We start from the raw sequence: 21,358 nt of genomic DNA, 5'->3' as shown, positions 1-21,358 counted from the left end.
GAAGATGAAAATGAAAAAATTAAAATATATCCTCGTATTGGGCGCATTGATGACAGGTTTTCAAAGTTGTGATAACTTCTTAAATGTGACACCTATCGATGCTCTTTCCGGAAATAACTTCTGGAAAACCAAAGCAGATGTAGAAGGTTATATGGGAGGAATTTACACACGTTTAAAATCAAAGCTTGGTAATAGCATGCTGATTCCAGCCTTGGATCTTCGTGGTAATTTTGTAAAGATTGTCAACAATTTGGATAATAATGGAAATGGACCAATAAATAACCTCATATCCAACAATTTAAAACCAGTTATGTCTGGTACAACCACTTATGATAACCGTTTGAAGGACATCATGAACTGGAAAGGATGGTATGATGTGATCGCTGCAAGTAATATCTTGATTTACGAGATTGATAAAGTTCCTGCCAATCAGCTGTCGGAGACCGATCGCAAGCAATATATCGCAGAAGCTACTTTTACGAGAAACCTAAGTTATTTATTTATTTGTAAGCTTTTTGGCGATGCGATCTATTACACCGAAGCTTATCATAGTTTATCCTTACCTAGAAGACCGCAATTAGAAGTGTTAAAACTGGCTATTGCAGACATGGAGTCGGTAAAAAATGACTTGCCTGTAACTTATGCAGACAACTCCAAAGCAGGATTTAGACCTAACCGTGGAGCTGCAATTGCACTTCTCATGCATCTGAATATGTGGGCAGCGGCTTGGGAAGAGAACAATAAGGTTCCTTATTATGAGGCAATTGTAACATTAGGAGAAGAAATTTCTTCCCATACCCAGTATCACCTTTTGCCTATTACCATCGATAATACGAAAAGTATTTTCAAAGGGAAGACGGCAGAGAATCTGTTTGGGATATTGCAGGAATACAATTACGGCGAGAGCTTTGTTGATTTTGCAAACCCTTCCTTCTTCTTCTCTCATTATCCTTTTAGAGGATCGACAACCAAAACAACCAGTCACATGACCTACGAAAAGGAATACATAGAGAAACTCTTTCCGGCTACGGAGTCGGATGAGCGTAGAACAGTTTGGTTTGAGAACATGAGCAGTGATAATGGAAATTTCCAGTTGAAGAAATTCATTAACGTATATTCCACAGGAAGTGGTTCTAACCTAACCGTTAAGAATGACGATAGCGCCATTATTTTCAGACTTCCTGATGCGCTATTATTAGCAGCAGAAGCCGCGGCGGAATTGGGAAATGATGCAATAGCTCAAGGCTATGTTAATCAAGTTAGAGCAGCGGCTGGTGCTCAGGCATTTACCACCACTGGAAACGCGCTGAAAGATGATATTTACAAGGAGAGAAAGCGGGAGCTGATCGGTGAAGGTCATTTCTATTTTGATCTAGTTCGTACGAAACGAGTGGTAAATACAGAATATTCCAATGCGGTAATGAGTGTTGGAAACTTTAATGCAGGTGCTTGGACATGGCCATTGATCATCTCGGATGCAGAAAAAGTGGCAAACCCAAGTTTAATCGGTAATATCTTTTGGAACTAATCTTATGAAAAATCAGAAACATATCGTTTGGAAATTAGCAGTGGTGATGCTCATATGTTTTACCGGCTGTAAAAAATATTACTTTGATTCCGGAATCCATGATCCTAAATTCAATGGTTCATCCATTAAGTATTTAGAATCCAAGTTGGATTTCTTCGATTCCACCTTAATGGTGATCGACCTGGCTGGGATTAAAAATGTCATCGAAAATGAAGAGGTAACTTTCTTTGCTCCTCCGAGTGGTTGTATTACCAGAGCCGTATTGGGATTGAATAGACAATTACAGTTCAATGGAAAAGATACGGTTAAGGAATTGAGCCAAATCAAACCTCAGGTGTGGAAGAATATGTTATCAAACTACATCTTCAAAGGCAAGAATTTGTTGAAGGATTATCCTCAGCGCGATACGGTATCCTACTTAGCTTATCCTGGACAAAACTATACCAGTTATGGTGGTCGCATCATGAATATCGGTGTCATCTATAACGATGCGGGTGGTGTACAGTATGCCGGATATCGTCAATTATTCCTGGCTTATATACCGGATCTATCAAACCCAATGGTATCCTTGCGAAATATTCCCATAGCTACCTCAGATATTCAAACCAATAACGGTGTGATCCATGTGTTGAATAGAACAAAACATACATTTGGTTTCTTTTCCAACACGTTTATTGATCAAGCCATTTCGGCAGGGATTGATCCCTTAACACCCTAATCGAGTATTAACATAAATGAAAAAATCAATGTTAACTAGAAAAAACTTAAAAACTGGCCTCTTTGCGGTCTCCATGGTTTTCATGTTGGGGAGTTTCCAAGCATGCACCAAGAAGACGGAACTTGCAGAAGATCCCTATGCAGGAGGTAAACAAGTACTAGATATCAATTTCGTATCCAAATCATCAGAATTAGGTATAGTTGCCGCAGGATCGGTCATGGAGCTGCAGGTAAATGGCTTGATGAAGTACAAGGATAATTTTAAATTATACGTCAATGAGATAGAAGCCAATGTTATAGACTTCACAGATACATCCATTCGTTTCGAAATCCCTGTTACCGCGAGTACAGGTAGCGTTTGGATCACAGCCAATGAACAGACATTCTTTGGTCCAGTGATCCGAGTGGGTGGCAAGGTCTCTGTGGATAACACCTTTAAGGTGGTCAATGGTGCAGGTTATCTTTCTGGTGGTGTAGGAACTATTTTTGATATCGAACAGTTACCTTCCGGACGCTTCTGGGTTGGTGGTTCCTTCAATACCTTCGAATTAAAAGGAACGGAAGCCGTTCCAAATGGAGGTATCGCGCAATTGGACCCAGATGGTGGGTATATCACCAACGATATCAACTTTGGATTTGGGGCTTGGGGAAGTGGTGGAACTATATATTCCATCAGTCGTATCAGTGCAGGACCGCAGAGTGGAAAATTCATTATTGGTGGTAGTTTCAATGCCTATAATTCCAAGCGTAATAATAGACAGACCATTGGAAATGTAACCCGCTTAAATGCGAATGGTACATTGGATACCATGATGTCATCTCAACGCGATGCCGCAGGTAACTCGTTGGTTCCTATCGTAAATCCAAAACCGGAGGTAAAATGGAAAGACCAGGACACCGTTCCTTCCTTTAATGCGAGTGTAGATGGTGCGGTTAGAAAAACATTTGCCTTTGGAGAGAAGGTGTACATTATTGGAAATTTCCAAATCTTTCGCCGTGCTTACTATCCTAATTCTACTTGGGACGAGAAGGTCTATGATGCTACGCGTATGCGCCAAATGGTTAGAGTAAATGCAGATGGTTCATTAGATTCCACCTTCCATTATATCAAAGCGACCAATCAGAGTGGCTTAGGCGGTGATGGAGCCATTATGGATGCGACGATGCAGGCCGATGGCAAACTGGTAATCGTTGGTGGTTTTCAGACCTTTAACGGCACCCCTGCTAAACGCATTGCCCGCTTAAACCTTGATGGATCCGTAGATAACAGTTTCCATACGGGTTCTGGCGCAGATGGTGATATTTATGCGATCAGGTACAACGCCACCACACAACAATATGTGGTTAGTGGAACATTTACACACTACAATGGAAAAGCTTTACCGGGTGTAGCCTTATTAAACGCAGATGGATCGTTGGTGGATTCGTTCAACCCTCAACAAATAACAGGTGGGTCGGTTACTTATTCCGGTCAACTGAACAATGGAAAGATTCTAGTTACCGGAAATTTCACGAAATATGGCGAATATGTTCGTCAAGGATTTATGATTCTGGAAGCCGATGGTACCCTTAAACCGGAATACAATAACTCTGGGGGTTTCCAAGGCCGGGTATATGATATGATTGAAACTCCTTTTGCCGGTGGAACAAAAGTGATTTTGGTGGGTAATATCCTTCGCTTCAATGCAACCATTCCAAAAGGCTTAGTTAGAATTACTATTGCAAACTAACCACATTTAATTATTTAGACATGAAAAAGAATAGAAATATCTGGAGAAGGGTTAAAGTGTTTAGTGCATTAACCATCCTGCTCGGTTCGGTAGGTATATCCAGTTGTAATAAAGAATTTGCGAATAAGCTTCCGGAGCCTTATGAGAATGATACCTTGAATATAAACGATGGTTCCAAACGTGTACTTTACATCATTTTGGATGGTGTAAAAGGAAATGTGGTGGAATCCATTGCACCTGAGACCCTAACCCTATTGACCGATAGATCCATCTTTACATATGATGGATTAGCTGATGACCATAGGAACCAAATCTCGCTTCCTACCGCGTGGACCAATATGATGACCGGTTTGGATTATACGGTAAGTGGCGTTACTGGTAGTGACTTTTCAGGATTTAACAACGAAACATCACCTTCCATTTTTACGCGGGTAAAATCAGAGAAGAAAAATGTACAAACTGCCTCATTTAGTACTTCGGCAGCTTTTACTGATCATTTAGCAATTGATGCAACAAAGAAACAAACTTTTGCAAATGATGTGGAGGTAAAGAATGCGACTATTCAGGAACTTTCTTCGGGAACTTCATCCTTAGTGGTTGCCCACCTGCATGCTGCCGAATTAGCGGCGAATAATGATTACACGGTAGAAAACGAAGCGTATGTAAGTGCTATTCACACCATTGATCAACAGATCAAAGAAATCATGAATGCATTGGTAAACCGCTCAACTTTTGCCAAAGAAAACTGGTTAGTGGTGGTTTCTTCCAGTAAAGGTGGCGGTGTTTCCGGCGGTGCTTCAGGATCAAACATTTTTGACGATCCATCCAGAAATGCCTACATCGCTTTCTATAACCCAAAATTCAACCCTCAAGAATTCAGTAAACCGGATGTATCTGCTCTTCCATATGTTGGTACAACGCCAAAATACGTAGGAGCAAACAACAATGCCACCATGGATGATCCAAATGTTGGAAATTTTGGATCTGACCAAAATGCTACGATACGATTCAATATCCGTTGGGATTATGGTGGTACTTATTACCCAAGTTTCTTAACTAAAAGGGCAGCATTCAACCCTGGTGTGGTTGGTTGGACATTTTTCAATGAAGGACCGACCTTTGGATTGAATTTCAGTCAGACTGGACAAGGAAATACACAACGATTACATACCAGAGCTATTGCGGATGGAAAATGGCATAATATCACCGCTGTATTCTATAAAGAAGGGAATACAAGATATGTGAAAGTTTTCTGTGATGGGATTCCTGCCCCAGCTGGACCATTGAACATTACCAATGTTGGTAACATCAATACGACCAGTCCATTAAGATTAGGCTCTATAGGGGATGCAAATGTGAATTGTATGATCAATGATTTGGCGATCTATAATGTAGCCCTTCCAGATGCTGAAGTGATAGCAAAAAGCCGCGTAACGCCATTAACAGCAGAAAATGATCCCTATCATGATAATTTAGTTGGTTATTGGCCAGCAAATGAAGTGACTACAGATAATAAACTGTATGATATTACGGGCAAATCTGCACCATTCTCTTTAAAAGGATCGATCAACTGGACATCATTCGCAGATATCTCTCCGAATATTTCACCTGCCATTTCTCCTGCCGCATTCCGTGCAGTACCGAATACAGTAGATATTCCAACTATGATCTATTCTTGGATGAATATCACCGTTCCTCAGCAATGGGGTTTAATGGGCAAATATTATGTACCTAGTATTAATTTACCAAGAGACTAATTGAACATGAAGAAGCAAAAATTATTTTACAGCCTTTTATTATTCGCAGGTTTGTTGGGTGCCAGCTCTTGTGAAAAATATGGATATAATGTACCTGATGGCTATCCGGACTATACGGATCGTCCAGGTGGGGATTTAGATACCAACCTTAAACAGATTGACAAATCCATGTATGCCAAAGCTAGGGTATTCCCTGGTTTGGTGGACCAATCGGAACCCCGTGTTCAGAATGCTAAATTCACTTTGGATCTCAACTTTACCAAACAAACTGCGCAAAACCTGCGTATCAATGTTGCTCCAGAACCTCAGTTTAGTACAGGCTACTATGCTGCTCCAGGGGAATTGGTTAGGATTGTTGTTCCTGAAGGAATCGAGGGGCTAACCGTACAGATCGGTGGCCATACGGATAATCTTAATGGGAAGTATCCCCTATTACGTGATCCATTGATCTATAATCGCCAGCGTATCTATGCTGGGGTCAACTATGTAAGGAACCTGTACGGTGGAACAATTTATATCCGTGCGGATCGCGCCTATGAGAATCCAGTAGAATTTACGATAACCAATGCCGTAAAATCACCAGATTTTGTATTGGGTGTGAGCAATGATGCGGCTTGGGTAGCCGAAGTGAAAGCTTCCAAAGTACCTTGGTTGGAACTAAGGACCAAACGGGTGGTATTCTTGATTCCTAGAGACCGCGTGATCAAGACATTCTCCTCGAATGAACCATTCACCAATCCTACGGCCGTGTTGACCAAATGGAACGAGGTATTCGAATATGATTATAATGGTTGGATGGGTTTATCGGATGATGCCGAAAATGAAAAAGACCGCAGCCCACAAGGACAATGGCGTGGCGTTTTGGATATCCAATTGTCCGTTGGATATGGCCATAGTGGATTCCCATTCGTCGGATTGAATGACTCGGAATGGTTTGGAGCAATGACCAGTTTGAATTCCATTACTACCAGTAATGGTATGTGGGGATCATACCACGAATTTGGCCATAACTGTCAGCAACCTAGTATTTGGTCTTGGAGTACTTTGGGCGAAACCACCAATAACCTGTTCAATTTCAAAGTAGCTAACCGAATTGGTGCAGATTATTCGGTCATGCATCCTGCTGTAAACTCAGGATTTCCACAGGCGATTGCGTATGCGAAACAAACGGGTGCTGCCAAGAATTTTGATACCGATGCGGCTATGAATGATCCGTTCAAACGAATGACCCCATTTGTTCAGATCTTTGAGAAATTTGGTTATGATGCCATGACGCATTTGTATACGGAGGCAAGACATGCCATCAGAACAAATCCTAGTGATATCACCAAACATAACTGGGTGTATGAGAAATTATCTGATTTTACAAAAACAGATCTTTCTCCTTTCTTCGATGCTTGGGGTATCACTTATAGCGATGCAGTTTCCGTAACGGTATCCAAGAAATATCCACTTTTGAAAAAAGCGATCTGGGAATATAACCCATTGACAAAGACTGGTGGTGATAATGATATCGTTTACCGCACTTCTGTGGTATCGGCTAGTTCTCCTGCTCAGGAAGGTTCCTTGGCGAATTTGGTGGATGGCGATCCAAACACTTTTTACCATGCGAAGTACTCCTCACCTACCGCAGCAGAATCCTATCCACATACTATTATCTTGAACGCCGGAGCGAATATTCCGATTAAAGGAATTTATTCCTATGCTAGACCTGGAGGAAACCGTGTTGGAGATGGTAAGGATTTCGAAGTTTATTATAGCCGAAACAATGTAGATTATGAATTAGCAGGAACTGGAACAATGCCAAACAACAACAGTAGATTTGAATACATCTTCCCTAATGGTCCTGTGAATGCGAAATACTTCAAAATCATTATCAAGAATGGCTATGGCGGTTCTGGTGTGCCTTATGTAGTATTCGGAGAATTGAATTTACTTAAACCTTAATTAGACGATGAAATTATATAACAAAATACTTTCCATGCTTTGCATACTGTCAGCAATGACAGTTGCAAGCTGTACAAAATACGACAACCCTCCTCCTGTGTTTGAGGAGCTAAAAGACCTTACTACCAACCAAAGGAAAGTGATGGTCATCAGTATTGATGGTTTGGGCGGAACCTCCTTAGAGAAAATTGCTCCGCCGCAGATTATGGCCTTACAGAAAAACTCAAAGTTTGCCTATAACACCCTGAAAACAGAAACCGGAGCAGCGGGCTGGGCATCCATGTTGACAGGTACGGGTTATGCAAAGCATAAGATTTCTAATGATGATTTTGAAGCTGACCAAAACGATGATAACCATCAACATGAAAACATCACTTCCTATCGTAATGTGCTTGATTATGTAACGCAATATCGATCCGTGAAAACGGCGATCGTTACGCCTTGGGAAGACTTGAGAAATTTTGTGAAAATTGCAGATTTTGCCCCTGTGGTAAGCAATGACGTACAGGTAAAGGATAGTACGTTGAATATTCTTAATCAATCCCGCGCTTTGGGAACCATCATTGTGAATTTTAAGGATGTGGAGAAAGCGGGTGAAAATGGCGGATTTAATGAGGGGAATGCAAATTTCAAGAATGCGGTCCTAAAAACAGATGAATATGTTGGGAATATTGTAAACGCCATAAAAGGACGTGAGAATTATGAAAAAGAAGACTGGTTGATCATTATTACCACCAACCATGGTGGTGGAGCAGATGAAACCGATTTCGGATTTACCATGGCTTACAATCCTGCTTTCCAGGAATTCAAATTGCAAAAATCAGGATTTAATCCGGTTAGATTTGATAATAAGACAGGTAGAGCAACTTTTCATGATGAGACTGGAAGGTTTGATGTCGGGGAAAATAAAAGTTTCACCGTGCAGATGGATGTGAAATTCAATAATGTACCAGGTGGATATTCCAGTTTCTTCGGAAAAAGTACAAACTTGAGTGGACAGAATATTACGGGTTGGCAATGGGCACATTATCCAGGTGGAAAATGGGTGGTAACTGTCGGCGGAACGTTGAACGGCGGAAGTGGAAAGCAAGAAGTTTCTTCGGAAGAAGCACCTGGAACCGGTGTATGGAGAAACCTGATCATGACCGTGGAATATGTAAACTCATCTACAAGGACATTAAGTATGTACATGGATGGGAAATTTCAGAAATCCATCAATATCTCTGCGCGTAAGAGCTTGAATATTGGTGAGGATTTAAGGGTCGGACACCGTGCTGGGGATAATGATGTTGCAGGTTCTTTTTCGCCAGCGAACTTGGTTTATTATAACACGGCATTGAGCGCAAGTACTATTACGAATAATTATGGCCTGAAGGATTTGACCAAGCACCCTAACTATGCGGATATCATTGGTTATTGGCCAATGGATGAAGGAACTGGGGGTATGTATTTTGGAGGGTATCCAGGCACGCCTAATATGTCCTTATCCGGAAGTTATGTTTGGTTGAATATGGGAGATAGCTACCCTTCGGCCTCTGCTGTTATGCCGGTTACTTCTTCGTTATCCATCCCAACGAATGCTACGGATATTGCAGCATTGACGCTTTACTGGATGAATATTGAGATCCTTGCCGATTTCGGAATGGATGGAAACCCATATCTGGAGAACTTTGAAATTGAGTTCTTGAAAGATTAATTCCTTTGATGAAATTATAAATTTCATATATTAGCTGTGGCCTCCTTGGATTTATCCAAGGGGGCTTTTTTGTTTAAAGGATTTTTTTTTGGGGAGAGAGGGGAACTGTCATTGAGAGGGTTTGACCCTTCATTGAGAGGGGCTGTCCCGTCATTGCGAGGAGGCTCGACGAAGCAATCTTTCTCCTTGTTTTCTCCTTGTTTTCTCATTGTTCATTTGTGAGGGCCCTCTTTGTCATCCTGAGCGAAGTCGAAGGATCTGTAAGTTGGTACACGAACAGATGGTTCGACTTCGCTCACCATGACATGGCTAAAGATTGCTTCGTACCTCGCAATGACGGGACTAACCTTCGCAATGACGGGGTGAAAATTACTATGTACCTCGCAATGCCAGCCTAAAAAATATCCAACTCAGCTATGCTCAAACTATCATCCCCGCCGGCTATTTCCGTGGCTTCCAGCTTCACAAACCTTCCCCTAACCACGTTTTCCAACCTATACATCCTTCTACTCGGATCATTGATCAAGTTCCCAAATTCAAAACTTCCACCTTTAACCCAATTCTTCCCATCTTCACTAACCAAAATATTTCCTTTCGCCATCATCCCCTTTCCATTCTGTGTCTGTGGCATATAAGAAAATGCTTTTATATCCATCATTTTTCCTAAATCCAATACCACAAAATGCCCCTCTTTTCCACCTCTCGATCGCCAAAAACTCTTCTCATCTTCATCAAACATCAAATTCCCTGGATGCTTCTCCTCAAAAGAACTTAATTCCACCACACTCCAATCAGCTTTTGAAAAACCGATTTCCTTTTCCACTACCGCCCCTTTCAAACCATCCTTAGCAATAGCAATAGCTTTCACTATTTTAGGAGTTGAGGAAAAACCACCCTCATAAACCAATGATTTGGAGGTAGGTTCTGTACCATCCACCGTATAAAAAATCTGATAATCTGCCTTCAAATTTTTTGAAGCATCCTGTCCATGGGGTTTCCACCCAAATTCGTGTTTTTTAGCTGTTATACTGATTTTCCCATCCGTTCCCCGATTGATCTGCAACTGAGGTGGTCGATTTACCGCATAATAAGCGCCTAAACTACTGATCACCGGCAAACTCCTGCTTTCCAAAATCCGTAATCTAAACTTTTGTGCTGTAACTTCTGGAAAACGCAGAATCCTTTTGTACCCCACATTCGTTGATACTGCAATCTCCTCCCATTTCCCATCTAACCAAACATCAATAGCATGTTTTTCAATCCGTTCGCCATTGGTCTGAATGGCCTCTTGCAACATGAATCGATTAATGGTTATCGGTTTTTTGGCTGTGAACTCCACTTCGCCAGTTTGACTGCTGAATACAAAACTACTTTTCGGATTATCATCGAAGAGCTCCTTTGGACCCTTACTCAAAGACAAGAGGTTTTTCCCATAGGTCTTTGAAATTCTATCACCGATTTCCTTTAATACCCGAACGTCCTCCGGTGAAAATCTACCTTCACGGTTAGGCGGAATATTCAAAAGAAAAATCGAGTTCCCTCCTACTGATCGTTCATAAATATCAAAAACATCATCGGTGCTTCGCACTTTCTGATAGGTATCGTCCCGATAGAACCATCCTTCTCGAATGGAAGTATTTGTTTCAGCCGGTTGATAATGTAAGAATTTTGCCCCTTGCAATTTCTCCCTACTCCCCAGATCTTTTCCTGTCAGATCTTTATGGTTTGCCAATTGATGTGGATCCGAATCAAAAGGAATAATGTTCCATTCCGTTGAACGGGTAGCACCTGCTTCATTTCCGCACCATCTCAAATCTTCTTTTCCGAATACGATTGCTTCAGGAGCGAGTTTATGGATCAACTCTCGCCAAGCTGGATAATTATATTTCTGCCCTCCTTTTGTCTTCGGATGTGCGCCATCAAACCAAACCTCATGGATTGGACCATATTCCGTTAATAGCTCAAATAATTGATTTAAAAAATATTCGTTATAATCATCCACCTCAAACTGAAAACTGGTTTTATTGGCAAATGGTCTGCCTTCCACTTTTCGGGGGATGGTTCGCGTTGTATAGCTACTTAAATTACCATACAAGCCTTTCTCATTTTCGATTTGGTATAGATCAGCTGGGGATAAATATACCCCTAATTTTAATCCATATTTTCTGCATGATGTCGCAAGTTCCTTCATAATATCCCCTTTTCCTTCCATAAAACCTGTGGACATAATGCCATGATCGGTATAACGACTTTGCCATAATACAAATCCATCATGATGTTTTGCAGTAAATATCACTTTGGTCATTCCAGCTGCCTTCATACTTGCACACCATTGATCCGTATCCAAATTCTTCAGGTCGAAAATCCGTGGATCTTCCTTACCATTCCCCCATTCCATTCGTGTGAATGTATTTGGACCAAAATGGATAAAGGAGATGAATTCATCTTTTAAAGCATCATATTGATTCTTGGTGGGAACCACATGGGCAGCCTTACGGATCAATTCTTCGGGGCTATCGGAAGCTAAAATTTGGTAGGTGTTTTTAATAGGTAAAGAGTTTCCTTTTAATAGGTTCTGTGCATAAGAGGCTTGGCTCCATAAGCCTAATAAGGCAATTACAGCAAAATGTTTCTTCATAGATGTATAGGTTATTGATGATCAACCAAAGGGAAAGCATAAAAAGAAAAAGCATAGCGAATAAAACAGGTTTAGGTTGCTATGCTCAATCTTTTATTGTCCTAAATTAGTTCCCAGATGGTAAACTAACGTAAAACTAAGCCATTACATCTAAAAAAGATTACACGATTTTACCTAAGTAGTAAAGGTTTTTAACATGTTATACATAAACCTTATTCTTCATAGAGTTTTTCGGCATTCACCCCAATGGATAAAAGCGATTGAAGAATGGCATAGCAACGCAGATTGATCCCCCGAACAGATACCAAATAGCCATCGATATAGGGAGCGATTTGCCAATCTTTGATATCTACCAGATCGTTCAATACTTCTTTAACCTTACTTAATTGGTTCTGGCTAATGGTACTGATTTCAAATTTTAAATTGTCCATAATATTTTCCTCCTATGTTGTGTATAAGTAAATAGATAGCTCAATATTGTTGAAAATGGGACCATGAAGCTATGGTCGGTGATTCTGAATCTGATCACAAGAAATTAACTATCAACAATTTACAAAGAAATCGCATTACATACAATAGCTTTACCGAAAAAAAACACAAAAATATTTAAAAATTTTATGAACGATTTTTTAACTCTCCTGTTCTATAAAAAACAAGGAAAGGAAATCAATATGGAATCACAAGATTTTAATTTTAAAGGCAAATGGGATGTTGTTAAGGAAAGAATCAGGGAAGAATTTCCAGATATTCCTGAAGAAGACTTCAACTACCAAGAAGGAAAAGAAGAAGATGTTTATGGCCGGTTTCAACAACGGTTTGGAAAATCTAGACAGGAAATCCAAGACTGGTTCAATCGCCTAGACAAAAGATAAACACACATTATCTATCATATAAACAGAAAGCCTCCGTTTTAAAAACGGAGGCTTTTTTTAGCAAACTATGCATGCCCACTCATCAGGATTAATCATTTGATTCTTTTGTTTTTTTCAATTTAGGTTTTAGGGTATCATTAATTACCGGTTTTGGACCATCTTTCAATGAACCACCATTGGAAAGCGCTTTCGCTTTTCCAAATGATCATTCAATAGCCCAATTTTGCTTCCGGCCCATTCCCTAAAAGTAGAATCTGTAATCGCTTTATCATTGCTCGCATCCGTAAATAATTTGATGGCTTTTTCATGTGATTTGACCATCGCCTGTTTAAATCGTTGGTCGTAATTGTCGGTTTCATTTTTCAATGAATCCAATTTTTCTTGATGTTTATCATCCAAGTTATCTATTACCATCAAATCCTTGGATTTTGCATAGGCAGCCAATTCATCCAGAATGGTCTGATGTTCATCGATCATTTGCTGTGCGAATTTTTTAATGCCTTCATTGCTTGATAATGTCAACGCCTGGTTGGCTGCAGCAATCTCAAACCTGTTTGCCATACTTGCTTTATTGACGAAATCCAAGGTCGCGTCAATCTGTTTAAAGGCCATGATTGTTAGGATTCCCAGAACCATAACAATACCTACTAAATACTTTTTCATCTTTATATCGTTTAGAAATTCATCTTCACTTTTCTTTTTGAACACTTTGATTATCATTCCGTTAGCAAATGATCCAAAAATAAGTATAAACCGCAATGAACTAAACATTGCGAGGGTGTGTTCATTGCTCAAAGTCATACATCGTTAATCAATTAATAATTAGTACATGGAAGTTTTAAGGGATAAAAATATTTTTCTTACTGGAGGCACCGCAGGTATTGGGAAAGCTACAACCTTGTTTTTAGCAGAAAAAGGTTATAAGGTTTTTATTGTTGGCAGAAATTCTGAAAAATTAGAGCAGCTGATGGAGGAAGCTCGATCTGCCGGCGTTGAAGACCGAATCAAATTCCTTTTGCAGGATCTCGCGGATTATGAAGCCTGGAAAAAAATCTTGCCTAATCTGTGGGACGTGCATGGTCCATTTCACATCTTGATAAATAACGCGGGTATTGGCTTTGCAGGCATCTCTGATGCAGATGCCGAAAGCTTGGTCTACATGACCAAAACAAATTTGGATGCCTACCTCCTATTGGCTGGATTTTTTGCCAAAAAAATGAAGGAAGAAGATATCGAAGGCGACATCATAAATATAGGGTCGATGAGTGCAGATGATAGAGGTGGCAGTAGCACAGGATATGTCGCTACAAAAGCAGGCATACAAGGGTTTACCGAATCACTAAGAAAGGAAGTTAATCCTGATAACATCAGGGTCAGTTTAATCGAACCTGCAGCAGTTGGTACGGATATGCAAAAAATCAGTGCGGAGGAGCAAGCAGAAAAAGAAGAAAATCGAGAAATGCTCAAAGCGGAAGACCTAGCTAAACTGATCCATTTCATATTAGAGCAAGATCGAAGAATCACTTTCCCAGAGATTAAAATAAAAGCATTACGACAGTATATTTAAATTACCAGGAAAAGGGATTTTTCGGAACTCCATCAGTAAGTTACAAGGAAATTTGTGGATAGTTATGGCTTAATCTTTTTGGGTTCTTTAGGATGTTCATGTGCATCTGGCATATCGTTCAGTTGTTCCATCTGGGGATCAACACCTGCCTCGCCGTCTGCATCCTGGTTTTTCTTCTGCTTTTCCAATACGGATGTTAAACTCTTTTTACGTTTCGGTCTGTCTTCTTGGACAATCCCTACTTTCTTGTTTTCGTTCTTTGTTGCCATGTCTGTGTTAATTAATCATGTCCTTCTGTTTTAACGATCTTATTATAGATCCCAAATAGCAAGAATGGAGCTACCCATTGCCCTACAAACAATGCCCCATGTTTATGACCTGTACATTTCAATACAGCAGATCCGACCATAGCTCCAACTGCCAGGCATAAATAAAATTTGGAAGGCAATTGTGCCGTAACATTTTCAATGGCTTTGGTTGTCTCGCCTTCGTTTAAATTTGGATTGTTCATTGGATTTTCCATCGCTGTAGATTTTTATTTCTAAGGGCGAGTGAATCTCGCCCCTTTCTTTAAATGGAAAACCTCACAGCCCAGATGGTTGTCCTTAAATCATAAACAAGTACTTATCCCGCCTGCAAGTATTAATCCGGTGAAGCTAAAAGTGCATTCAACAATTCATCTAAACAAATTGTTGCATAAGTCGATTCATGATCGGAGTAAGCATAAGGTAAAATCAATTGATTATTATGGATGATCTGTCCGCAAGAATATAATACATTTGGCACATAACCATTTCGTTCCTCTTCTGTAGCAAAAAGTAAAGGTTCTTTCAACTTTCCGATAACCTTTGTTGGGTTTTCCAGATCCAGCAATAAAGCACTCAACACATACTCTCGCATAGGACCTACGGCATGTGTAATAACCAGCCATCCTTTATCCGTTTCTAATGGAGACCCGCAATTACCCACTTGGATAAATTCCCATGGATATTCGGGTTCTGCAATAAGGATGACATCTTCATGCCAATTATTGATCGAATCAGAATAGGCGATATAACTGTTTTCGCCATCGACCCTACACAACATCGCATACTTACCCTTTATTTTCCTGGGGAACAATGCCGCACCTTTATTAGCTATTTTTCCATTGACCGGTTGAATTTTAAAATTCACAAAATCCTTGGTGGAAAGTAATTTCGGTAAAATGGAATGTCCATCATATGCCGTATAGGTCGCATAGTAGGTCACTTTTCCTTGATCATTCACAAATCGAACAAAACGGGCATCTTCAATCCCATTCTTTTCGGTATCACTGATGGGAAAGATGACTCTTTCAGAAATGGAAGTATCCAAGGAATAGGATATCTCATAATGAGAAGATGCGACCCACAGGATCTGCTGCATAAGGATTTCGTTATCAGGACTCAATTCATTTTCTCCACGGATTTCCTTTACATATCGGATTAATTCATCATAAGTGAATGTATCGGGAAATTTGTTTTTTATAACTTCCACGATCTCCCCTTCGGCTTTATGGAGCTGAAATAATTTATCCAGAAATTCTTGCTTTTTATACCGATGATTTTTGATATGCTTAGGTTTATCCAATAAAATCCCTACTTCATCCAGATGGATATCCAAATTCTTATCGATGATAGCCGTCCGAAACACAATGGAAGATAAATGGCCTTCTCCTACTGCACGAAAACTTAAGATTACTCGCTTTTCCCCCTCCTGAGTCTGTGTCTGGTCCGGTGATAAAATAATGGACGGATTAAAGTAGGCCGCTGCTTCAATGGAATATTCCATCGTGAAATAGGAACCTATCAGCATTTTTTCAATGTCTGTCAATTTTCTTTTATCCAGATTCAACTCCTTGAAGGTGTTATCCATGAGGTTGAAATTCTTTTCCAGAACATTCAGGATACTCCGATGTCTACGGGCATAATTCCTTAAAATCTGGGTTATGAGGGCAAGTTTTTGGTCATCTGACATACCAAGAACTCGGTTTACGATTTTTTTTGCCCTTTCCTGTGGCAATAAAAATCTTCTCGCTAGTACACGGTCTAATTTTGGTTTAAAAAAGCTGTTTTTTCTATTTACTGTTATTCCCATTGGCCTCCTCTTTAAATAAATAATACATAAAGAACAAAATCTTTTTAAAAGTGTTCTATTGATAAGCAATCATATGCACTTTATACATTTAACTATTTTATTTTAAGCATATCTATGAAAGTATTAATTATTGGAACATATCTTCCGCGGCAGTGTGGGATTGCAACTTTTACCCATGATCTCTATAAATCCTTGATCGCAAACGGTCAGGAAGTGGATATTTTGGCGATGATTGACCAATCAGAGCATAATCATCCCAAAGAGGTCAAGTACAAGTTGCTGAGAGAAGAGAGGCAAGCTTATAAAGAAGCTGCGGCATGGATCAATGCCCAAAAATATGATGCTTGCATCTTACAGCATGAATTTGGAATTTTTGCTGGGGATGCCGGTAACTATATTTTGGAATTGATCAATGAACTGGAGGTTCCATTAATTAGTAACCTACATACCGTTCTGGAAAAACCATCGGTAGATGAACTGGCTGTCATTCAAAAAATTGCTGCTAAAAGTGATAAAATAACGGTAATGACCAAACGAGCCATCACTATGTTGAATCAGGTTTACCATGTTCCTTTTCACATGATACAGGTTATTCCCCATGGAATCCCCAACTTTAAGATCAGCGCTCAAGAAGCAAAAGAGGAACTCGGATTGGAAGATAAAACAGTGATGTTGTCTTTTGGTTTATTAGGACGGAACAAAGGCTATGAAGTAGCTATTGATGCGGTATCCCAAGTTAAACATGATAACTTTGTTTACATCATCCTAGGCGCGACCCACCCCAATGTATTATTGGCCGAAGGCGAAAGTTATAAGAACAGTTTGATGCAACAAGCTGCAGATTTAGGATTGAATGGGAAGGTATTATTTGTAAATAAATATGCTAGTGATAAATTATTACAGACCTATTTAAAGGCATGTGATATCTATGTAACTCCTTATCCAAATGAAAACCAGATCAGCAGTGGAACATTGACCTTTGCATTAGGTGCTGGAGCAGCTGTTCTCTCGACCCCATATTGGTATGCTGTTGATTTATTAGCAGAGGGTAAAGGTAAATTGTTCGATTTCAACAATGCCAACCAATTGGCGTTGAGCATCAACCAACTTTTGGAAGATCCTCTTCATATGGCTTCTTACAGGGAGAAAGCATTAGCTTATGGTAAGACCATTACCTGGAAAAATATTGGTAAAAAACAGATCGCATTGATCCATACGATCATAGAAAAACGTCCAATTTCAAAATCTAAGAATATCATTAAGGATCTAAAAAATCAAATATTGCCCATGGGAATGAAATTGATTTCCCAAAGGAGCATTGTAAATAATTAAATGGATACTTTAACAATAAATACAGCAGAGATAGATCGGCGTTTGAATAACTTTTATTACAGTAATCCAACGATTGATCTTTCCTATATCGAAAAAATTAGTTCTTCAACCGGTATTTTTCAACATGCCAGTTTCAATATCCCGAATTACCATCATGGATATTGTATAGATGATAATTGTAGGGCCTTATTATTATTAATGATGGCCCAAAAACAGGAAAATCTCGGAATAGAACATCCCTTGTTCTCCAGCTATCTTTCCTTTATTTTCTATGCACAGAATGAGGATGGATCCTTCAAGAATTTCATGTCCTATGATCTTCGATTTTTGGAAGATAAAGGCTCTGAAGACAGTCAAGGCCGTACGATTTGGTGCTTAGGTTACCTATTGGGGAATGAATCATTTGATCATTATTGGCCAGTTGCGCGTGGAATATTCGACCGAGGCATAGATCAATTATTGGAACTCAAATCGGCAAGGGCCATTTCTTATGCACTATTAGGCTTACTGCATTATCAGGAAAGATATCCTGAAGATCAGCATGTTTTGAATCTTATTCAATCTTTAACGAAATTTCTGGAAGTGGAGTTTCAGATGTGTGCTACCGATGAATGGCCATGGTTTGAAGAGATAATTTCCTATGATAATGCCATGATCCCCTTGGCCTTATTCCGTGCTGGAAAACAACTAAATAATCAAGAACTATTGATCATTGCTGAAAAAAGTTTCGACTTTTTAGACAGTATACTATTTCGAGGAGATCATCTTTCCTTAATCGGTAATGAGAACTGGTTGAAAAAAAATGGGGAAGTATGCACCTATGGTCAACAGCCTATTGAAATTCCCGGAATATTATGGTTATACCAAGAGGTTTATAATATAGATCCCAATCCGTTATATATTGACAGGATCAAACGTTCGTTTCTGTGGTATTTAGGTTTGAACGATCAAAGGATGAGTTTATTCAATGCACAGGATAATTCGTGTTATGATGGATTAGAAAGTTATGGCGTGAACAAAAATCAAGGTGCAGAAAGCAATATATCCTTTTGGATGTCTTACTTATTGATCAAGGAAATGATATTTAAAGAGGGTCTTATCAGCAGGATGCAAACAGATATTTAATAAAAAAGGAAGGTCAATTACCTTCCTTTTTTATTTTGTTGACAATTCATAAATAGCATAAATGATGGCCAAAATAACCACAGCTATAATAATGGTTGTCCTAATATTCATGGCTGCCGGTTTATCATCTGCCTCTTTATCCAATATTTCTGGAGCTTCCGTAGGATCGACCGAATCGGCTGCATTTACTTTCTTGTTGTTTTCGTCTTCATTTCTCATAATTATCTGTTCTTTTACATAATAACAGATAATTAAAAGTTTTGTTCGAACGTAGAATCCGAATTATGCTTTTTTGCCTTTGAATGAACCAAATATCTTTTTAAATATAGTGACCACAATGACCACCAAGATACCGATCACTAACCCAAATCCAAACTCCTTTAATGTAGCAGGAACGTTAGGTAGCATATGGTGGAAATAGTCAATATTATGAACAAATATACCGCCGGAAACCAATAATAAGGCTATTGTACCAATTACGGCTAATGCTTTGATGACAATGGGCAATAGCTTGACAAGGGCATTTCCTACTGTATTTCCAAACCCTTTCTCGTTGGAACGTTTAATAAGACTATAACCTAAATCATCCATTCTGACAATTAAGGCAACAATGCCGTATACCCCTACTGTTGCCAAAATAGCTACTACGGAAACAGTAAGAATTTGTACAGTTAAAGGGCTATCCAATACGGTTCCTAAAGCTAATATCACGATCTCTACGGATAGGATAAAGTCTGTAGTAACCGCTGATTTAATCTTTGCGTTTTCCAAAGCCTCTCCCTCTTCTTCTTGTTCCTTTACGACTTCAACCCCTTTCTTCTCCCGATGGAAAAGATAATGTATGATTTTTTCGGCGCCTTCATAAGCGAGGTATAGACCTCCCAGGATGAGGATATATTTTATAATCACCGGAAAAAAAGCATTCAATAATAAGGCGATTGGTACTATGATAAGTTTGTTGATGAAGGATCCTTTGGTAATAGCCCAAAGAACGGGGATTTCTCGAGATGCTAGAAAACCGGTTGCTTTCTCAGCATTCACGGCCAAATCATCTCCCAAAATTCCAGCCGTTTTACGTGTAGCGATTTTACTGGCTACCGCCACGTCGTCCATCAATGCTGCGATATCGTCTAAAACTGCAAATATTCCTGATGCCATATGTCTCTGTTAATGTAATTTTTTTCCTAAAATAAAACTTCTAATTGAGGAAACGAATATCTATTTTAAATGTTTATCATTCTTTGCTTTTTTGTATTTTCATAAAAATTAAAATCCTATGTGTTATCATACTGGCGCTCCATCGAAATCTGATTTGAAGAATAAGTATCCAAAAAAGAAAATCACCTATGAGAATGATAAGGAGATTTTTCATGTTTCAGGTTTTAGCAGGCCTTTCTTACCTGTCACCTTAAATGCACGGGAGAATCATATTGAGTCGGCAAGATGGAAACTTATTCCATTTTGGGTAAAGACTGAAGCCGATGCGGCCAAATATGCAAATACCTTGAACGCCGAGGGAGAAAGTATCTTTGAGAAGGCTTCTTACAAGAACTATATCCTTAAAAATCGAGGATTGCTTTATGTGACTGGTTTTTATGAACCGCATCAGGTCAAAGGCAGCAAAGTCTCCGATAATTACTTTATCTATGCGCCCAATAAAGAAATCATGACCTTAGGGATTGTATATGCTGATTTTTTAGATCAGCAGACTGGAGAGACCTATCCTACTTTTTCTATTATTACGACCCCTGCTAACCCCCTATTGGAGGAAATCCATAATCTTAAAAAAAGAATGCCGTTGATTATTCCTGAAGATAAACAAGATCAATGGCTGTTTGCCAATCGGAAAGAAGATATTCAGAAGTTGATCAAACCTTATCCACATGATTTGGGAAGCCATCAGGTTTATCGGGTTACGGGTGCTCGGAATGAAGAAACAGATCGTCCAGAAATTCAATTCCCAGTTTAGTAAAAGTAGCGCTTACCTGTCATCCTGAGCGTAGTTTGCTTGTCATCCTGAACGTCGTTTGCTTGCCATCCTGAGAATTAAAAATTTGAACTAAATTTATCGGAAGGTGATGACATTTAGTAACTTAGTTCATTGACCATTCTGCAGTTTGACCGGACTATCGTATAGTGCATCTTGCCTGTCCCTGAGCTTGGTTCCATAGATTGAGGCATTGGAGTTTGGTACATCTTTTAGATTGTCCGTATGGTAGCCTGCCGTTTATTTTTCCTCTATGGGCTTAATGGTTTCACATTTTAATTGATGTGCCATGAAAATCATTCACGATCATGCTGCGGGGATCGATATCGGTTCACGCAGAATCTTCA

At 39.5% G+C, this 21,358-nt stretch carries 19 protein-coding genes; 11 read left to right on the top strand and 8 right to left on the bottom strand.

The window, feature by feature from the left end; genetic code table 11:
* Positions 1–10 precede the first annotated feature (10 nt).
* From CRJ00_RS06160 to CRJ00_RS06135, 6 genes are read left to right on the top strand one after another with little or no spacing between them, the layout of a single operon-like run.
* Positions 11–1,528, top strand: coding sequence for a RagB/SusD family nutrient uptake outer membrane protein (locus CRJ00_RS06160; RefSeq protein WP_180268428.1), 1,518 nt, complete (start codon positions 11–13; stop codon positions 1,526–1,528).
* A gap of 4 nt (positions 1,529–1,532) precedes the next feature.
* Positions 1,533–2,246 carry a fasciclin domain-containing protein gene (locus CRJ00_RS06155; RefSeq protein WP_099366008.1) on the top strand — a complete coding sequence of 238 codons (714 nt, stop codon included), beginning with the start codon at positions 1,533–1,535 and terminating at the stop codon, positions 2,244–2,246.
* Positions 2,247–2,274: 28 nt separating this feature from the next.
* Positions 2,275–3,975 (top strand): DUF5008 domain-containing protein, encoded by a 1,701-nt coding sequence (locus CRJ00_RS06150; RefSeq protein ID WP_167554282.1) that lies wholly within the window; start codon positions 2,275–2,277, stop codon positions 3,973–3,975.
* A gap of 20 nt (positions 3,976–3,995) precedes the next feature.
* Positions 3,996–5,732, top strand: coding sequence for a LamG-like jellyroll fold domain-containing protein (locus tag CRJ00_RS06145; RefSeq protein WP_099366006.1), 1,737 nt, complete (start codon positions 3,996–3,998; stop codon positions 5,730–5,732).
* 6 nt (positions 5,733–5,738) lie between these two features.
* On the top strand, positions 5,739–7,679 hold the full coding sequence (locus CRJ00_RS06140; RefSeq protein ID WP_099366005.1) for a M60 family metallopeptidase: 1,941 nt from the start codon (positions 5,739–5,741) through the stop codon (positions 7,677–7,679).
* A gap of 34 nt (positions 7,680–7,713) precedes the next feature.
* Complete coding sequence (locus CRJ00_RS06135; protein WP_180268427.1) at positions 7,714–9,375, top strand: alkaline phosphatase family protein; 1,662 nt, start codon at positions 7,714–7,716, stop codon at positions 9,373–9,375.
* A gap of 394 nt (positions 9,376–9,769) precedes the next feature.
* On the opposite strand, the gene CRJ00_RS06125 is transcribed toward CRJ00_RS06135, so the two are convergent.
* Both CRJ00_RS06125 and CRJ00_RS06120 read right to left on the bottom strand, forming a co-directional pair.
* Positions 9,770–12,013, bottom strand: coding sequence for an alpha-L-fucosidase (locus tag CRJ00_RS06125; protein ID WP_099366002.1), 2,244 nt, complete (start codon positions 12,011–12,013; stop codon positions 9,770–9,772).
* Between the two features lie 212 nt (positions 12,014–12,225).
* Complete coding sequence (locus tag CRJ00_RS06120) at positions 12,226–12,444, bottom strand: hypothetical protein (protein ID WP_099366001.1); 219 nt, start codon at positions 12,442–12,444, stop codon at positions 12,226–12,228.
* 186 nt (positions 12,445–12,630) lie between these two features.
* On the opposite strand from CRJ00_RS06120, the gene CRJ00_RS06115 reads away from it, so the two are divergent.
* Positions 12,631–12,885 (top strand): CsbD family protein, encoded by a 255-nt coding sequence (locus CRJ00_RS06115; RefSeq protein ID WP_099366000.1) that lies wholly within the window; start codon positions 12,631–12,633, stop codon positions 12,883–12,885.
* Positions 12,886–13,047: 162 nt separating this feature from the next.
* On the opposite strand, the gene CRJ00_RS06110 is transcribed toward CRJ00_RS06115, so the two are convergent.
* A complete protein-coding gene (locus CRJ00_RS06110; protein ID WP_180268426.1) occupies positions 13,048–13,548 on the bottom strand; it encodes a DUF4142 domain-containing protein in 501 nt (166 codons plus the stop codon).
* A 166-nt stretch (positions 13,549–13,714) separates the two neighbouring features.
* Between CRJ00_RS06110 and CRJ00_RS06105 the strand changes: the two genes are divergently transcribed.
* Positions 13,715–14,452 (top strand): SDR family NAD(P)-dependent oxidoreductase, encoded by a 738-nt coding sequence (locus tag CRJ00_RS06105; protein ID WP_099365998.1) that lies wholly within the window; start codon positions 13,715–13,717, stop codon positions 14,450–14,452.
* A gap of 62 nt (positions 14,453–14,514) precedes the next feature.
* Here the strand turns inward: CRJ00_RS06105 and CRJ00_RS06100 are convergent, their stop codons facing one another.
* The 3 genes from CRJ00_RS06100 to CRJ00_RS06090 form a co-directional block, all read right to left on the bottom strand.
* Positions 14,515–14,721, bottom strand: coding sequence for a hypothetical protein (locus tag CRJ00_RS06100; protein WP_099365997.1), 207 nt, complete (start codon positions 14,719–14,721; stop codon positions 14,515–14,517).
* A gap of 11 nt (positions 14,722–14,732) precedes the next feature.
* Positions 14,733–14,975: a hypothetical protein gene (locus CRJ00_RS06095; RefSeq protein WP_099365996.1), complete on the bottom strand. Its 243-nt coding sequence runs from the start codon at positions 14,973–14,975 to the stop codon at positions 14,733–14,735.
* A 119-nt stretch (positions 14,976–15,094) separates the two neighbouring features.
* Positions 15,095–16,567 (bottom strand): glycoside hydrolase family 130 protein, encoded by a 1,473-nt coding sequence (locus CRJ00_RS06090; protein WP_099365995.1) that lies wholly within the window; start codon positions 16,565–16,567, stop codon positions 15,095–15,097.
* 114 nt (positions 16,568–16,681) lie between these two features.
* Between CRJ00_RS06090 and CRJ00_RS06085 the strand changes: the two genes are divergently transcribed.
* Both CRJ00_RS06085 and CRJ00_RS06080 read left to right on the top strand, forming a co-directional pair.
* Positions 16,682–17,899, top strand: coding sequence for a glycosyltransferase (locus tag CRJ00_RS06085; RefSeq protein WP_099365994.1), 1,218 nt, complete (start codon positions 16,682–16,684; stop codon positions 17,897–17,899).
* Entirely contained in the window at positions 17,900–19,024 is a 1,125-nt protein-coding gene (locus CRJ00_RS06080; protein WP_099365993.1) for a hypothetical protein, read from the top strand.
* Positions 19,025–19,054: 30 nt separating this feature from the next.
* Here the strand turns inward: CRJ00_RS06080 and CRJ00_RS06075 are convergent, their stop codons facing one another.
* On the bottom strand, positions 19,055–19,243 hold the full coding sequence (locus tag CRJ00_RS06075) for a hypothetical protein (protein WP_099365992.1): 189 nt from the start codon (positions 19,241–19,243) through the stop codon (positions 19,055–19,057).
* A 63-nt stretch (positions 19,244–19,306) separates the two neighbouring features.
* Positions 19,307–20,182, bottom strand: a complete 876-nt coding sequence (locus CRJ00_RS06070) for a DUF808 domain-containing protein (protein WP_099365991.1) — start codon at positions 20,180–20,182, stop codon at positions 19,307–19,309.
* A gap of 118 nt (positions 20,183–20,300) precedes the next feature.
* On the opposite strand from CRJ00_RS06070, the gene CRJ00_RS06065 reads away from it, so the two are divergent.
* Positions 20,301–20,993 (top strand): SOS response-associated peptidase, encoded by a 693-nt coding sequence (locus CRJ00_RS06065; protein WP_099365990.1) that lies wholly within the window; start codon positions 20,301–20,303, stop codon positions 20,991–20,993.
* The last annotated feature ends 365 nt before the right edge of the window (positions 20,994–21,358 follow it).

This window comes from Sphingobacterium sp. 1.A.4 (assembly GCF_002734245.1).
GTDB classification, from domain to species: domain Bacteria; phylum Bacteroidota; class Bacteroidia; order Sphingobacteriales; family Sphingobacteriaceae; genus Sphingobacterium; species Sphingobacterium tenebrionis.
The sequence above is the reverse complement of the archived record's forward strand: the minus strand, read 5'-3'. Positions and strand labels throughout refer to the sequence as shown.

Coding starts and splice junctions, on each gene's coding strand:
- CRJ00_RS06160 (WP_180268428.1), top strand. CDS start 11: ATGAAAAAATTAAAATATATCCTCGTATTGGGCGCATTGATGACAGGT.
- CRJ00_RS06155 (WP_099366008.1), top strand. CDS start 1,533: ATGAAAAATCAGAAACATATCGTTTGGAAATTAGCAGTGGTGATGCTC.
- CRJ00_RS06150 (WP_167554282.1), top strand. CDS start 2,275: ATGTTAACTAGAAAAAACTTAAAAACTGGCCTCTTTGCGGTCTCCATG.
- CRJ00_RS06145 (WP_099366006.1), top strand. CDS start 3,996: ATGAAAAAGAATAGAAATATCTGGAGAAGGGTTAAAGTGTTTAGTGCA.
- CRJ00_RS06140 (WP_099366005.1), top strand. CDS start 5,739: ATGAAGAAGCAAAAATTATTTTACAGCCTTTTATTATTCGCAGGTTTG.
- CRJ00_RS06135 (WP_180268427.1), top strand. CDS start 7,714: ATGCTTTGCATACTGTCAGCAATGACAGTTGCAAGCTGTACAAAATAC.
- CRJ00_RS06125 (WP_099366002.1), bottom strand. CDS start 12,013: ATGAAGAAACATTTTGCTGTAATTGCCTTATTAGGCTTATGGAGCCAA.
- CRJ00_RS06120 (WP_099366001.1), bottom strand. CDS start 12,444: ATGGACAATTTAAAATTTGAAATCAGTACCATTAGCCAGAACCAATTA.
- CRJ00_RS06115 (WP_099366000.1), top strand. CDS start 12,631: ATGAACGATTTTTTAACTCTCCTGTTCTATAAAAAACAAGGAAAGGAA.
- CRJ00_RS06110 (WP_180268426.1), bottom strand. CDS start 13,548: ATGAAAAAGTATTTAGTAGGTATTGTTATGGTTCTGGGAATCCTAACA.
- CRJ00_RS06105 (WP_099365998.1), top strand. CDS start 13,715: ATGGAAGTTTTAAGGGATAAAAATATTTTTCTTACTGGAGGCACCGCA.
- CRJ00_RS06100 (WP_099365997.1), bottom strand. CDS start 14,721: ATGGCAACAAAGAACGAAAACAAGAAAGTAGGGATTGTCCAAGAAGAC.
- CRJ00_RS06095 (WP_099365996.1), bottom strand. CDS start 14,975: ATGGAAAATCCAATGAACAATCCAAATTTAAACGAAGGCGAGACAACC.
- CRJ00_RS06090 (WP_099365995.1), bottom strand. CDS start 16,567: ATGGGAATAACAGTAAATAGAAAAAACAGCTTTTTTAAACCAAAATTA.
- CRJ00_RS06085 (WP_099365994.1), top strand. CDS start 16,682: ATGAAAGTATTAATTATTGGAACATATCTTCCGCGGCAGTGTGGGATT.
- CRJ00_RS06080 (WP_099365993.1), top strand. CDS start 17,900: ATGGATACTTTAACAATAAATACAGCAGAGATAGATCGGCGTTTGAAT.
- CRJ00_RS06075 (WP_099365992.1), bottom strand. CDS start 19,243: ATGAGAAATGAAGACGAAAACAACAAGAAAGTAAATGCAGCCGATTCG.
- CRJ00_RS06070 (WP_099365991.1), bottom strand. CDS start 20,182: ATGGCATCAGGAATATTTGCAGTTTTAGACGATATCGCAGCATTGATG.
- CRJ00_RS06065 (WP_099365990.1), top strand. CDS start 20,301: ATGTGTTATCATACTGGCGCTCCATCGAAATCTGATTTGAAGAATAAG.